Origin of the sequence: Sulfitobacter aquimarinus (assembly GCF_040149565.1) — a bacterium.
In the GTDB taxonomy this organism is placed as follows: domain Bacteria; phylum Pseudomonadota; class Alphaproteobacteria; order Rhodobacterales; family Rhodobacteraceae; genus Sulfitobacter; species Sulfitobacter aquimarinus.
On the sequence record NZ_JBEFLO010000018.1, the window covers coordinates 1 to 13,080 of the forward strand.

The window sequence follows — 13,080 nt, forward strand, 5'->3', positions numbered from 1 at the left end:
TGAACACCACTAATTTTAGGGGGGATTACCGCGGGAACGATAGCCTGCGCGGTGGCGAAGGTAACGATGAAATACACGGCAACGCTGGCGATGATGATATCAACGGCGGCACAGGCGACGACGATCTTTTCGGTGATCAGGGCAACGACCTGATCTCGGGCGCGAATGGCGATGACGTGATGGCAGGCGGCGCAGGAAACGACAGCATGCGTGGCGAGGCAGGCGATGATGTCCTTCAGGCGGATATCGGCAATGACTTCCTGTCGGGTGGTGTAGGCGATGATGTACTGTTTGGTGGCGCGGGTACGGACAAGATTGTAGGCGGCTCAGGTGCCGATGCTATTCACGGTGGAGCGGGAAATGATCAGCTATGGGGGGGCGCATGGGGTGCAGATTCCACCGCCGATACCTTTGTGTTTATGCAAGGGACAGGACGGGATTTTGTCTTTGATTTCGAAGCGGGCACAGACTTCCTCGACCTCATCGCTTTCGCAACAGGATTTGCCGAGGTTATGGATGCCACGCGCTACGAAGGCTGGGCCACAATCATTGATCTGTCCGAACTCGACGCAGGGCAAACAGGCGATCAGATTACGCTTCTTTCAGTAGGCTCTGACACGCTCCACTTTGACAGCTTTATTTTCTAGGGGGTATGCACCGATGGAAACGGAGGCCAGGATGGAAGAAACGGTTCTGACAAATGCGCAAAAAGTGTACCGCATTTTCTGGCGCCGGTCGGCAAGTTAGGCCGAGAGAACGCCTCGGATCGGTTAACACATGAGGCTGTTGAAGAGATGTGGGGGAGCAGGCCTCAGAAGTACTTCTGCATCTGGCCGAACCCGCACCTGATGGCAATTTTATCGGCTTCGCCACCTCTCGGCAGTTGTCGACCCTAGACAAACCAAAAGCCCGCCGTTTTACGGGCGGGCTTTCGAGTTAGTTGGTTGCGGGAGGGGGAGTTGGACTTTGGCGAACTTTTTTCAGTGTAGGCGGCTAAGGCTTACTCCGGGATCAGCTCCTTGGTATCGTCCTCTGTGTCTTGCTGCTTTTCCGCCTCGCGTTTGGCCTCTTCCTTCTGCTCGCGCAGATCATCTTCGACCCGCTCGAAGACGCCCTCTGGCATAGGGCTGTGTTTTGCGATCCGGCGGCGATTGCCCGCGGTCGCCAGCATGCAGACCTCGTAGTAAAAGTCCTCAACGGCTTCGGGCTCGTTTTCGGCCAAAAACCCGATCCACTCTTCGATCGTATCGGCGATCGCCTTGCGGGCGGCCTGTTGTGTGGCCTCGTCCTTTCTGGACATATTCGCCGCGACATTTGCAACCTTGAACATAGCGGCTTGCATCGCCGGGCTCATTGTAGCCGCAGCACGGTTCTTACGGGTGGCTTTGACGGGCTTGCGGAACATACGTTTGCTCATTTTAGAGTCCTTTGGTTTGGTGTTTTTACCGCTTGGGGCGGGATTGCCCCGCGGCATAAAAATTAGATAAAAACGTTTTTCTGCGGGTAATCGTTTTTTCTCGGAGAAAATGGCGCGAGAACCATTCAAATCTTTGTATTATATATGTTTTTATTTTTCCCGGCTCTCTGCGGATCTTTCATGTGAAAGATTTCCCGCCGAAATCGTCATTTTGAGACGTCGAGCCAGGTCTGGAAGTTTGCTGATATTGCCCGACAGATCGGCTCCCAAAGTCCCGCCAATTTTGGCCAACAGCCCCCTCACCTCTTCAAGCGTCTTATTGGCGGCGCGGAAGTCTGCATTGACCCGCGCAAGCGCTTCTTTGCGCGCCGTCTCAAACATCGCGCCCCATCCGCGGCGGAACGCCTTCGCAATGCGAGATGCACCTTTAGGTGAACGTTGCGCATGTCGCTGTGCCCACAAAAACACCTCGTCCCGCTCGCGTCCTTTGACCGGAGCCAACGCACCCTCAGCGTTTTGCGCCACGGGGTCGACCGCGCCCTGCGCCACCGCCTCGGTGATTTCAATGATGGTCTCTGCCTCCGCCGCTTTCTCTTCGACGACGGCCGAGCGGCTCTCAAGATCGCGTTCGCGCTTGGTCAGCTCAAGGTCCTTCTTGCGCCGCCAGTCGCGCGTTTTGCTGTGTATCCGTTTTGGTGGCGGTGTCTCACCTTTGGCGACTGCCTTGCGGAATGCCGCCTTGCGCCGCTCCCCACGATCAAGTCCGATCTCGGAGAACCATTTACCAACGCTATCTTGGGCGTGCTCATAATCTTCAATCACGTCAAACTTGGAGGGCTGCAGCATCTGCCGCGTCGCAATGACTTTTTTCTCACCAGTTTTTTTGTCCGTGCGTGTCATCTCAACCTGCACGCGCGGCATGATCACAGCGTGAATGTGGTAGGCCTCTTCATCGAGGTCCGCACGAGCGTGGATGACATCATCGCCAAATGCATCCTTCAGCCAGGCGATCGACCGCTCTTCAAAATCCGCGATCCGTTGATTGTGCTCGACACCTTCCCCGAAGACAGCCGCGGGGTCAGCATCGAACCACTCTTTGTTGGCCGTCAAGATCACCTCGCGCATCGGCCCGTGCCGCGTTGGCCGCCAGGGATTATGCGGGCCTTCCGCAAACCGTTTCTGGATGTCTTTCTTTCGGTTGCGCTGCTGCAAGGCTTCCAGTTCCGCCACAAAGTTCTGCGCCTTCATCTCTTCGATCTCCGCCAAGGCAGTGGCAGCCCAACCCTCTTCCCCGATCAGCAAGCGATTGGGCGCAGGCGGATCTTCAAGAATGTGACCCGTATCGCCGCCGACCCGCTTGCGGTGTTTCTCATAGCCTGCGAGGTTTTCTGGGCCGATGTCCTCAAAGCGCAGGACAACCGGGTAGCGTGTTTCAAAGTGTGAACCATCCATTTTTTAATCTCCTTGGTGGTGGAGACGAAAAAATGGTTATGCAGTTTGCGGGACCATAATTTGGACGCGCCGAAGATTGCAGGTGAAAGAAATCGCTTCAGAATTGGACTGGCATGGGCGGATCAAACGCAGGTGAATTCGGGCGGAGAGCCGTCATTCGCTGCGTCCAAGACGAACGGCAGCGAAGCTGCAGGGAATGGATTTACTATGAAATGCAGGCTCTATCTGCGAATATACTCAGACTTTCGCAGCAGTTTCTCTACAGCATTTTTCATTTCCAATAGCTTTTCGTCATGCCCAGTGAGGAAGAGAGCGTGAGCGATCCGGCCATGGATATTGTTAAGATATGCTATAGGACTATTCCACCCAGAAACCCGCGCTTGCTCGTTAACTCCATACTTGGAAAGATAATAATACTCCTGCCGAAGCTTGCGAGTGAAGTCCCGTCCAGGCCCAAGTTTTTCGTTCACAACTACGCCCGTGACCTTTTGTCTCTGATGCGACCGGATTAACCGAGTTTTTCCGGAGTGTATCTTGAGATCGATCTTTCGAAGCTCCCGGCCCACAAATGTAGACAATTCTAGGAAATTTATATCACCCCCAGAGATAGAAATATCATCGGCGTAACGCGTAAAGCGAAATTTCCGTTTTACGCAATATGAGAAAACTGTCTCATCAAAATTCATCATGTAGATATTGCTCAGATAGCCGCTAGTTGGAGCGCCTTGAGGGAGAGAGTTTTCTTTGCAGCAAATGGCAGTCAAGAGCATAGAGACGGCTCGAGAGTATCCTAAGCTCAGAAAGTGGTTGTATACCCATCCGCTACTTACAGAGCCGAAGAAATCTTTGACATCACTCTTGAAAAGATGCGGCTGACCTCGATGGAAACGCGCATTTTTCTTGATAGAGGATTTCTTAAGATATGCCTTAGCGGCAGGATGGACTACCTGAGGTTCAAGAATATTCTTTAGAACCCATCTTTGAATGAAGAGGAGCAGGGGTAGTGGTGCTGATATCTTTCGAGTGCCTCCGCTCTTTTTCTTTGCTCGGTATTCCCTATAAAAATGTTTCGGGGAGTTGGATATCGCGTAGACATCCTCCAAGCGAATTTGAAGGAGGTGGCCCAAATGTTCTGGAGACAGGATTGCCGTCAGGCCTTTGTTCTCAATCCTGGAAATATACTGATAAACTAGATTCCGATGGGCATCATCTACACCATCGTCAAATCTGATATTTAAGCCCGAGAAGTTCATTGAAGGAAGCTCTGAAGGTTACCAAAAATCATAGGAAATATTTGCATAAATTTTCCTAATGAGGACTTGTCCGAATTACCGTCACAGTTTTCGCAGCTCCGCGAGAAAATTGTGACGGTAATGGCTTGTTGTACGTCCGGTCAATGGATGGCGACTCGCCATCCCGGCTTGCAGTATTAAAACTACTCACCATTTCTAACCTCCCGAGCCAAAGAACTCGCGAGAGAGCTTCCTACAATGAACTCCTTGCTTTCACTCTTGCCTGGCAAGCGGGCGTCTTGTTTGAAGTCGATCAAGGGGGGCTTGCTCGCTCCGTATGCTTTCTTTAGTGCTCGCACACCTTCGCTGGTTAGTCGAGGTCTTTCAGGTGTTTTTTCAAGTAAGCCCGCCAGCTCAAGCAAGTCCATTCGCTTTTCTATCGCAAGGCGACCTTGTACGCGCAAAGCGTTCGGGAGTGATTGCTGATAATATAAGGCTCTTAGAATCCACTTGTACTCAACGCCCAGCTTATGATTGCGAAGTTGGAGCAGCTCATCCTCAAAGCCTGCGGAGGCTGCTGATTGTGGGTCCCATCGAGAAACATACCTTGAAAACAACAGCTCGAGCTCCTCGCCAGGAGAAGACGTCACGCCAGCTCCTGATTCGAGCCAGCGAAAAGCACTGTCGTCATCTGGCAGTAACTTACTCGCAATTGTCGATGCGCTCAACTCATGTTTGGAAACCAAACCTCGCCGAGCGCGACTCGAAACTGATTGGATCCGCAATTCAATCGCTTCCAATAGTTTTCGAATTCTAATTGCATCCACGCTTGGGTAAGCCTTCTCGATCCTTTCGTCAGTGGAAGCGACTTTCATACTCACAAACTTAACGTCTTGAGCTGCTAGCAATACACCTACATTCAGCGCTTCTCCAGCCCATGCATCGTGGCGATATTGCAAAACGGAAAACGTATAATGGGTTTCATTCATGATCCTCGGTTAGCCTCAATTGAATCTTGAACCGCCTCAGCGTTTTCGATTGCCTCAAAAATATACTCAGAAATTTTGTCTCCGGTGCTGCGGGACCAGATGTCGAACTCACCTCCAGCGGCATACGATTCAATTTGCTCTTGAGTAAGGTGCTTAAACTTTCGGACTATTCCATCAAATGAAATGCCACGACGATTTTTGATCTTGTGCCAGAGCGGATGCTCCTCGAACTCTCCACTGTGGTTGGCCACACCGTCCTCCATCCAAGGTTTGGGCAGGTAGTTGCGCTCCTTTTCAAGCCCCGCTGCCTCGACGAAACTTTCTTCATGATCCACCATGCCATATAAATTGTTTTTTATCAATAGGTTCGGATTGTGTATCACGCGATCCCAGTTCTGGACGAGGGTGTCGAAAAAGTAGATCTCGGCGGCCACCTTAAGCTGACCAATTGAAGCGGGTGCTGCTGGCGTCCACTCAGACCATCCGGTTCCTAGGGAAATGGAACCGATCAGTAAGATCGGTCCATTTTGAAGCGATTTCGATAATGGAATTGCTCCCTGCGACAAGGCGCCATCATCTTCGAAAACTTCAGCAGCCATCCTGATGAGTTCGGTGGTGACCTCGACAGGTACGATTTTGGCACACGGTAGACGCAGATCACGTGCCAGATGAGAGGCAAACCACTCGCGTTCTAGGCAGACAGGCGATTTATCCTCATGAAATGCGGGTGACTTCAGGTAAGCTTCAACAAGAGTACCTGAACGGTTGCTGAGCGTTACCATTGGAGGGCGAGCTCTTCCGCTTGTGGCACGTCTATGGATTCTAACAACCTTCCAATTCATTTTGATATCAGATTCACTACTGTTTTCATAGGTTGTCGATGCACATTCATTAGCAATGAATTAAGTCCTGACGCGCTCTTCGTTATCCGTCGATTTTATCAGATATCCAATTGCGACACAGGCATTTGCGGTGATCTAGCCAATTTCCTGGAGAAACTCGAACATGCGATCTTTAGAGCTTCCCGCGAGGGCGTCGGATTGTCAACGACTGTTGGGAACCGACTGAAATCAATTTCCCAGTATCAGAGAGCTGTGCCGCGGCGATTGCTTTGGGCTGGGAACTGACTTTCGTTGCGTCTGCAATGAATGACCGGTGTGGCCCGAGAACGACTTGTGTCCCAGCTCAGAGCGCGGGTCATTTACTCACTAAGCAGCTCGCACTCCGGCCCTTCGGTTCTGCGTTCGAGCTGCGCGTTCGCCAGGGGCGCGCCCCTGGACCCTGGCCGCCTGCGGAGACCTTGGGAGACGTCCAACTCTCCCAAACCCTCACGGGGCTTTCAGCCCGAGAAAGGGAGGTTTCGCCCACCCCTTTCATCCCCACTCGCAGGGTCGTCGTTCGCCACTCCCCCTGCACCCCCTGGCAGCCTGTCCAGCTGGGACCAAAGAGGGTGGCTTCCCCTCTCTGGACGCTCCAAGGCAGGGATCACTTGCCGTCTATCCCTGCACCCTATCTGGCGTCTCCGACGGTGAAAACTGAGAACGCCGTCATATGCGCTGACGTTTGACGCTCGTAGGATCGCCTCGCCGGAGTTCATGATTGTTTGCTCGGGCAGCTCAGTTTATCTACCGCTTAATGCCGTTTTTGGGAGGTGACATCGAAAATGATCTCGCTGATAAACGCTGGCAGAAGCTCTTAAGGTTTGTGGTTCTTTGCGCTTAGACCTTCAAAAGCTGATCGATTTTCGCAAGGACTTCATCCGGGCCTCCAGCCCAATCTGCGATTTCAATGCCAGAGCTGTTCATTGCCCGACGGCGCGTTTTAGTTTTCACCTTGCTCTGCATGAAATCTTCAAAGACTACCACCGGCACGGTCTTCACGTCCTCACCGTTTCTAAAGACCTGCTCGGTCAGCAGCGCTTCGAGAACGTTTACTTCGCTCGTCGCAGCGTACACAGCCGCCTGAATTTTAGCATCACGGATGATAATGTCGGCGGTGTATTCCTTGTGCTCATTGGATAAGGCTTCTCGCTCGCCGACATGGAAACGCGCCCCAAATCGCTCCTTGATCGCCTCAGCAAGTTCCTCACGGAATGCGTTGCTGACCCTCTCACGTGACAGAAACGCAAGGTCCTGAATGCGGTTCAGAAACGACATGAACCTTACAGCTGCCCCACCCAAATTGGCCTCTTCAGTCCAATCACTAAAGAAAAGGGAATTCTCTTCGTCGAAGGCGATACCGTGCTCTATCGCGAGCCGTCTCATCGCGTCCATCTTCGTATCGGTCGTGAGGTCACCGGCAACGTCCTCAAGAAGAGCCAGTGTATCACCTCCATCACGCATACGAACCAGGCCTTCTGATTTTTCGCCAAACACCACTAATGGTTCACCATGCAGCCAGCTAAAGGGTGTTTTGATTGCGTAACCCAGTGGAATCTCTCGGACGGAGAGACCCTCGCAAAATGCAGCGCAGATCTTCTTCTGCACGGTCATAATATCATCTCTCCTTGGGCCGGAGCGGCAAAGCGGTACAGCTTTGACGCTATCATCATGGCACTGTGAGGCGTGACGTCAAACTCCTCTGTGCATTCCCCAGTATAGCTCGGCCAGTATCTAAATGTATCGCGATCTCGCGTAACCCCGGGAAGCACCTTATCTATTTCCCCGGTAGCAACATGGCAGTGCCAATTTGAATGCGATGTGTGAAGATCATGACTACACAGCACTGCAAGCTGCTCTCCTCGCAACTGCCCGAGCATAGCGTGAAATTTTTCAAGCAGTGGGTTCAACTGCAAGAGAACGCGTAACTCGTATTCATCAGAGCATAGAGACACAACACGCCATTGCCAGTCTGGCGAGAACTTTAGTTTTTTTGCGGCGCAATGGCCATAAGGCACGGTCAATCTCACCAACTGACCATTGACCGTAGTCTATAACCGCCTTTTCGAGGCGAATGACGTCTTTTACCTTCATAATGCTGTGATCCAAAATAACCTAAGAACCCTCGTAGTGCTGAAGACTACGCTCTGTCAAACTCGGGTCTTCGGTGATGCGAACTTCCAAATTTCCTGTTTCGATTATGTTACCCGCATGAAGCCACGTTCAGGCTAATGTTCGTGTCGTGTATTTACTGTGAGTATCGCCAGATCTGCTCTATGTATGGTGTATCCTTGAGCATCTTGGAGCCTTAACACAACCGTGGGCAATGTCGCACGGAGGGCCGACGCACAAGGTACAGGTAAGAACCCAGTTACGGTTGCCATCTGCCAGGTGTTAAGTTGGACCGCTCCCTCCTCCCCCGTCGCTTTCCCAAATTTTGACGAGAGGTTTTCCCTCTCGCCGCTCTCCCTGTTCTTTTTGCCTCCCGTTTTGCTGCGCGTTTTTTGTGACGCGCAGCAAAACGGGAGGCCTTTTAGGTTTCCAAAGCTGGTGTCGATTTTCAATCACATCAATGGAGTCCCCAGATGTATTACTCCCCCCAATCCTTCGTGCCGGACTTCGACTGGAAAGACCTTGTCGAGCGCGGTGACGTTGTTCTGTTTGCCTTTCCGATCAATGAGGACACCGATGGCCCAACAGAGCAGCCCAAACGGCGCCCCTGCCTGGTGCTCGATGTCTTTGAGCTGAACGGCACCAAGTTTGTCGAACTGGCCTACGGCACCTCCGCCCGCACCAAGGCCAACACAGGATATGAGGTCCGCGTCGGACACACCGCCTCCTGCCACGCGGCGGGGCTGGATCGCCCCTCCCGCTTTGTCTGCCCGCGCCGTGTGATCGTCAGCATCAACCATCCTGGCTTTGAGGGCAGCGATGTGCGGGGCACCCTGATTGGTCGCCTTGATCCGCCCCTGTTGGACCGGATGAATGCCGTGCGGGCCCGCCTGCAGGCCGAGGCAGACATCAAGGCCGAGGCCCGGCGGGAGCGCTGGGAGGAACAGGCGCGAAGGCTACGCGAAGAGAGCGGTTTCCTGGAGCGGAACCGCGCATCTCGCGCAGCCATCACCCTCAAATCCAAAGGAGGTCTCGTATGACCCACCACCTTTTGCCCATTACATATGACAATATCGAAGCCATCGCTGCGGCAGCCTTTGCCAAATCCCGCGATTGCATCACGGCGGTCCGGATGGACGTGCTGCACAACATCCAACCGCTGGAGCGCGTCGGCTTTGAGCCGGCTGATCAAGATGATTGAGGCCCGCCAGATCTTCAAACCAGAGATCCTGGAGGAGTTGGACGTGCAAATGGATTTCCTCACCCGGGAGATCGACAAGGGCACGACCGTGCATCAACACCGCGACTACGATGAATGCAACGTTTCCGCACCTGCATGCTGGCAGGAGAGGCGCACAACGGCGCGGGCGGATGAGTTGGGCCGCGCGATGATTATGTTCTTCGAGCTCTACGAGACCCTGCAAGCCGTGCACGACCTGATGCACGCGCAAGAAGCCCTGGACACGTTGCGCCTGGCGCTTTGATTTACAGAGACACTCGGGCTTAGACACCCCGCGTCAGGCGCGCTGGCGACCCTTCTGCTGCTACAGATGCCCGCGCGCCGCCCCAAAATGAGACGCCCGCACAGATCCTCTCTGTGCGGGCGTAAACGACCAACCGTAGCAGGCCACCGGTCTCATCGTGTTGTTGGTTTTCGTGTGTCCACAACCGAAGGAGAAGCGAATGACCCTCACAAATCTGATCAACCTGATTGCCGAAGTCGCCGCCAAGCGGGCCACCCAGGAGGGCGGAACGACGGAAGAAACACCGAACGCAGTGATCTTGATAATAGCGGCAACTTTGGCAGGACTATGGCAGCACAGCTGCCGTTTCGGTCAAATTGAATTTGTCTTTCACGAGATCCTGCGGCAGCCTCACGGCGCAAGGAGACCATAAATGACCGATACGCCCCGCGTTGCGATTTACGCCCGCTTCTCAACAGATATGCAAAACCCAAAGTCATCCGAGGATCAGGAACGCGAATGCCGCAAACACGCGGAACGTGAGGGATGGTCAGTTGTCCAAGTATTCCAGGATACAGCTCTCAGCGGGGCCACCAAAGGACGCCCAGGCTATGAGGCACTGCTGGCCGCCGTAAAAGCCGGGCAGTTCGACATCGTCCTGTTTGAACATCTCGACCGCTTGGCGCGGGACCTTGAGTTTTTGATGGCGTTTTACAAAGAAGCCCGCCACGCGGACTGTGAGCTGCACCAGTTGCATCGTGGCAAACTTGGTATCTTCGACATCGGCATCCTGGGCACATTCGCCCAAATATTTCTCGAAGAGCTCTCCTACAAAACACGGCGCGGCTTGATTGGTAAAATTGAGGCCGGCAAAAGCGCAGGCGGCCTGTCCTATGGGTATTGTGTGCGCCGCACAGCAGCCGGCGACGTCATCAAGGGCGAGCAGGACATCAACGGCGATGAGGCGCTGGTGGTGGAGCGGATATTCACGGAATACGCCGCGGGAAAATCACCGATCCAAATTGCCACCGATCTAAGTGCCGACGGAATCCCTGCTCCGCGCGGCAAGGGAAATAGTTCCGGCCACTGGCGTCAGACCACCATCAACGGCAATCGAGAGCGCGGCACCGGAATCCTGAACAACGAGCTCTACATTGGACGGCGCGTTTGGAACCGGCTGCGCTATTCCAAACACCCCGAGACTGGCAAACGAGTCTCGCGGCTGAATTCACAGGAAGACTGGATTGTGTTTGAGGCCCCAGACCTACGGATCGTAGAACAATCCGTCTGGGAGGCGGCAAAAGCACGTCAGACAGCCCAGCAACGCCTACGAATTAAACAAGCTGCAAGCGACCCCAACGGCCTCTCCGTGGCTCAGGGGATGCGGCGTCGCAAGTATCTGCTGTCAGGTCTGTTATCCTGCGGCCAATGTGGCGGCAACCTTACCATAGCGGGGAGCGGCAAGGCACGGCGCTATTCCTGCGCCAACGCCAAGGAAAAAGGTACGGCCATCTGCGCCGGTATGCCTGGTTTGAAAGAGCAGGATGCGGCCGTCTCAATTCTCTCAGGCCTCAAGACCGGGCTGATGCAAGACGAAGCCTATGCCGAGTTTAGGGAGAAGTTTGTGGCGCGGATGAAATTCGCCGAGAAGGAGCGTGAGGATGTGCTACGCATTCACGACCAGAACATCCGCAAGCTGGAGACAAGGCACGCCAACCTGATGAAGGCGGTTGAGGATGGCGATTTCTCCGCCCCGATTGTCGCACAGCTCAACAAAGTAGACGCAGAGTTAATTGAAGCCCGCGCGAAACGCACTGCACTCACACCAGAGCCGATCACCTTGCCCACCGATCTGCCTGCCCTTTACCGAGCCTATGTCGAGGACATTGTGGCGACCCTGCAAGACGAAGAGGTATCTGGCCGCGCCAGCGAGGAGCTGCACAGCTTGGTTGATACTGTGTCGGTTGATTGGAACGCTGACGAGAAGGTTCACCATCTCGAACTGCGTGGCAAGCTATTGGAGATCCTAAACGCAGCAAGGCCCGCCGAAGAGGCGGGCCTTGCTGAAAGCGAAACTTCGCTAAAGTTGGTTGCGGGAGTAGGATTTGAACCTACGACCTTCAGGTTATGAGCCTGACGAGCTACCGGGCTGCTCCATCCCGCGCCAACATGAGTGCTGATAGAGGAAGCAATCAGGTAGTGCAAGCGTTCTCGGAGAGGATAATCCCACTTAATTTCGATTTTCTATTTCATGGCACATGGCCGGGACAGAATAAGTTGATCGACGGCTTGCCACAGTAGAACTGTTGGCAAAAATTCTGCTGTGTCTCCAGCGGATGTTTTAAGATTTGGGTCGAGAACAGTTCCAACTCACTTTGCCAGCCTATCCTGCCCACCCCCCCCCCCCCCGAGCCCCCCCCCTAATTGACGACGAGAGTTTGCCGACTTTGGGTTCACAGCCTTTGACCTGAGCCCCCAAATACTCACGCAGTTTGGTGTAGAGCCTGCCCCACGGAAGGACGGACAAACTAAGGCACGATTTACGGACGAATAGATCATACACTGCCCGCCAGCGTTATCCGAAGCACGATCCCCAGAGAGGCGACGATCAAGGAAGATGAATCTGGTGAGAAGCCCGCTGATGTACGTCGGCGGCATAGGACCAGCTCAGCAATCTTCTACAAATACTAATCGCAGCATGGCGGTATGGGGCCGTCTGAAGTGAAGCGGTTGCGGGCTTTGGAGCACGAGAACGGTAAGCTGAAGAAGCGATTGGCCGAACAGAAGTTTGGCAACGCGATGCTCTGAGACATCAATTCAAAAAAATGGTGACGCCCGTTGGAAAGCGGAAAGCTGTGGCGCAGCCGATGGAACAATTTCAGGTCAGTCAGCGGCGGCCGAAGGCATGCTTCGAGCACGAGGAAGTCGATGGTGGTTGCAGACGCCCCGAACCAGCGTTGGCCGTTGGATTCTGTGTTAGATCCGCTGACAAACGTGCGTCGTTTCAGCAACTTGGCAGTTGTCGATGTCTATAGCCGCGGGAACCTGGTCTGATCACGGATACAGCACTATCAGGGCATTGTGTTGGTCGGTAACTGGATCGCGTCATTGCTGAGCACGGTGCCCGAATGACGATAGTTTCGGACAATGAGACCGATTTCACCAACATGACAATCCTCAAATGGGTTCAGGATGAAAGCATCGATTGGCATTACATGGGCCCCAGAAATCCCCAGCAGAACGGCTTCAACGGCAAGGTACGTAAAGAATGCCTCAATGAAACGCTGTTCGGCATGTTGAGCGAGGCGCACAGAACGCTCAAAAATAGCGGGACGGCTACATTTGCCGCAGACCCTATTCAGCCTTGGGCAATCTGACGCCAATGGAATTATTGCAGAGGAGGGCGATGGACAAGAAGGAGGCCTGACGCAAAAAATTTAACACTAAGGACTTTGCGCAGAGCTGGATGGAACTGGGCTCACGTATGCGGCGATAATGGGCATGATATTGGTGTTATGGAGCTGTTGCTTTTCATGT

At 53.6% G+C, this 13,080-nt stretch carries 13 protein-coding genes and 1 tRNA gene; 7 read left to right on the forward strand and 7 right to left on the reverse strand.

Annotated features, from left to right (window positions below; all coding sequences use genetic code 11):
* On the forward strand, nucleotides 1-647 hold a 647-nt coding region (locus ABMC88_RS18295; RefSeq protein ID WP_349578332.1), incomplete at its 5' end, for a calcium-binding protein.
* 353 nt (nucleotides 648-1,000) lie between these two features.
* On the opposite strand, the gene ABMC88_RS18300 is transcribed toward ABMC88_RS18295, so the two are convergent.
* From ABMC88_RS18300 to ABMC88_RS18325, 6 genes are all read right to left on the reverse strand, one after another.
* A complete protein-coding gene (locus ABMC88_RS18300) occupies nucleotides 1,001-1,417 on the reverse strand; it encodes a hypothetical protein (RefSeq protein WP_349578333.1) in 417 nt (138 codons plus the stop codon).
* Nucleotides 1,418-1,567: 150 nt separating this feature from the next.
* Nucleotides 1,568-2,869, reverse strand: a complete 1,302-nt coding sequence (locus tag ABMC88_RS18305) for a plasmid recombination protein (RefSeq protein ID WP_349578335.1) — start codon at nucleotides 2,867-2,869, stop codon at nucleotides 1,568-1,570.
* A gap of 221 nt (nucleotides 2,870-3,090) precedes the next feature.
* The gene (locus ABMC88_RS18310) at nucleotides 3,091-4,122 is read right to left on the reverse strand and encodes a reverse transcriptase family protein (protein WP_349578336.1); all 1,032 of its coding nucleotides are present in this window, start codon (nucleotides 4,120-4,122) and stop codon (nucleotides 3,091-3,093) included.
* A 182-nt stretch (nucleotides 4,123-4,304) separates the two neighbouring features.
* On the reverse strand, nucleotides 4,305-5,090 hold the full coding sequence (locus ABMC88_RS18315) for a DUF3037 domain-containing protein (protein WP_349578337.1): 786 nt from the start codon (nucleotides 5,088-5,090) through the stop codon (nucleotides 4,305-4,307).
* Nucleotides 5,087-5,872, reverse strand: coding sequence for a HipA family kinase (locus ABMC88_RS18320; RefSeq protein WP_349578338.1), 786 nt, complete (start codon nucleotides 5,870-5,872; stop codon nucleotides 5,087-5,089). The genes ABMC88_RS18315 and ABMC88_RS18320 overlap by 4 nt, the downstream gene beginning before the upstream one ends.
* 936 nt (nucleotides 5,873-6,808) lie before the next feature.
* Entirely contained in the window at nucleotides 6,809-7,582 is a 774-nt protein-coding gene (locus ABMC88_RS18325; protein WP_349578339.1) for a DUF1828 domain-containing protein, read from the reverse strand.
* A 971-nt stretch (nucleotides 7,583-8,553) separates the two neighbouring features.
* On the opposite strand from ABMC88_RS18325, the gene ABMC88_RS18330 reads away from it, so the two are divergent.
* From ABMC88_RS18330 to ABMC88_RS18350, 5 genes are all read left to right on the forward strand, one after another.
* Nucleotides 8,554-9,120 (forward strand): type II toxin-antitoxin system PemK/MazF family toxin, encoded by a 567-nt coding sequence (locus ABMC88_RS18330; RefSeq protein ID WP_349578340.1) that lies wholly within the window; start codon nucleotides 8,554-8,556, stop codon nucleotides 9,118-9,120.
* Entirely contained in the window at nucleotides 9,117-9,281 is a 165-nt protein-coding gene (locus ABMC88_RS18335) for a hypothetical protein (RefSeq protein WP_349578342.1), read from the forward strand. Before ABMC88_RS18330 ends, ABMC88_RS18335 begins: the two co-directional genes overlap by 4 nt.
* Entirely contained in the window at nucleotides 9,256-9,564 is a 309-nt protein-coding gene (locus ABMC88_RS18340) for a hypothetical protein (protein ID WP_349578343.1), read from the forward strand. The genes ABMC88_RS18335 and ABMC88_RS18340 overlap by 26 nt, the downstream gene beginning before the upstream one ends.
* Nucleotides 9,565-9,763: 199 nt before the next feature.
* The gene (locus tag ABMC88_RS18345) at nucleotides 9,764-9,976 is read left to right on the forward strand and encodes a hypothetical protein (RefSeq protein WP_349578344.1); all 213 of its coding nucleotides are present in this window, start codon (nucleotides 9,764-9,766) and stop codon (nucleotides 9,974-9,976) included.
* A 48-nt stretch (nucleotides 9,977-10,024) separates the two neighbouring features.
* Nucleotides 10,025-11,674 carry a recombinase family protein gene (locus ABMC88_RS18350; protein ID WP_349578346.1) on the forward strand — a complete coding sequence of 550 codons (1,650 nt, stop codon included), beginning with the start codon at nucleotides 10,025-10,027 and terminating at the stop codon, nucleotides 11,672-11,674.
* Here ABMC88_RS18350 and ABMC88_RS18355 read toward each other — a convergent pair.
* Nucleotides 11,631-11,707 (reverse strand) — tRNA-Met (locus tag ABMC88_RS18355). The two genes, ABMC88_RS18350 and ABMC88_RS18355, sit on opposite strands and share 44 nt — an antisense overlap.
* Before the next feature lie 964 nt (nucleotides 11,708-12,671).
* On the opposite strand from ABMC88_RS18355, the gene ABMC88_RS18360 reads away from it, so the two are divergent.
* Nucleotides 12,672-12,920 (forward strand): integrase core domain-containing protein, encoded by a 249-nt coding sequence (locus ABMC88_RS18360; RefSeq protein WP_349578345.1) that lies wholly within the window; start codon nucleotides 12,672-12,674, stop codon nucleotides 12,918-12,920.
* Nucleotides 12,921-13,080 lie beyond the last annotated feature (160 nt).

Excerpts from the sequence above, each read along its gene's own strand:
- ABMC88_RS18350 (WP_349578346.1), top strand. The coding sequence starts at position 10,025 with ATGCAAAACCCAAAGTCATCCGAGGATCAGGAACGCGAATGCCGCAAA.
- ABMC88_RS18305 (WP_349578335.1), bottom strand. The coding sequence starts at position 2,869 with ATGGATGGTTCACACTTTGAAACACGCTACCCGGTTGTCCTGCGCTTT.
- ABMC88_RS18325 (WP_349578339.1), bottom strand. The coding sequence starts at position 7,582 with ATGACCGTGCAGAAGAAGATCTGCGCTGCATTTTGCGAGGGTCTCTCC.
- ABMC88_RS18360 (WP_349578345.1), top strand. The coding sequence starts at position 12,672 with ATGACGATAGTTTCGGACAATGAGACCGATTTCACCAACATGACAATC.
- ABMC88_RS18335 (WP_349578342.1), top strand. The coding sequence starts at position 9,117 with ATGACCCACCACCTTTTGCCCATTACATATGACAATATCGAAGCCATC.
- ABMC88_RS18315 (WP_349578337.1), bottom strand. The coding sequence starts at position 5,090 with ATGAATGAAACCCATTATACGTTTTCCGTTTTGCAATATCGCCACGAT.
- ABMC88_RS18330 (WP_349578340.1), top strand. The coding sequence starts at position 8,554 with ATGTATTACTCCCCCCAATCCTTCGTGCCGGACTTCGACTGGAAAGAC.
- ABMC88_RS18300 (WP_349578333.1), bottom strand. The coding sequence starts at position 1,417 with ATGAGCAAACGTATGTTCCGCAAGCCCGTCAAAGCCACCCGTAAGAAC.
- ABMC88_RS18320 (WP_349578338.1), bottom strand. The coding sequence starts at position 5,872 with ATGGTAACGCTCAGCAACCGTTCAGGTACTCTTGTTGAAGCTTACCTG.
- ABMC88_RS18345 (WP_349578344.1), top strand. The coding sequence starts at position 9,764 with ATGACCCTCACAAATCTGATCAACCTGATTGCCGAAGTCGCCGCCAAG.
- ABMC88_RS18310 (WP_349578336.1), bottom strand. The coding sequence starts at position 4,122 with ATGAACTTCTCGGGCTTAAATATCAGATTTGACGATGGTGTAGATGAT.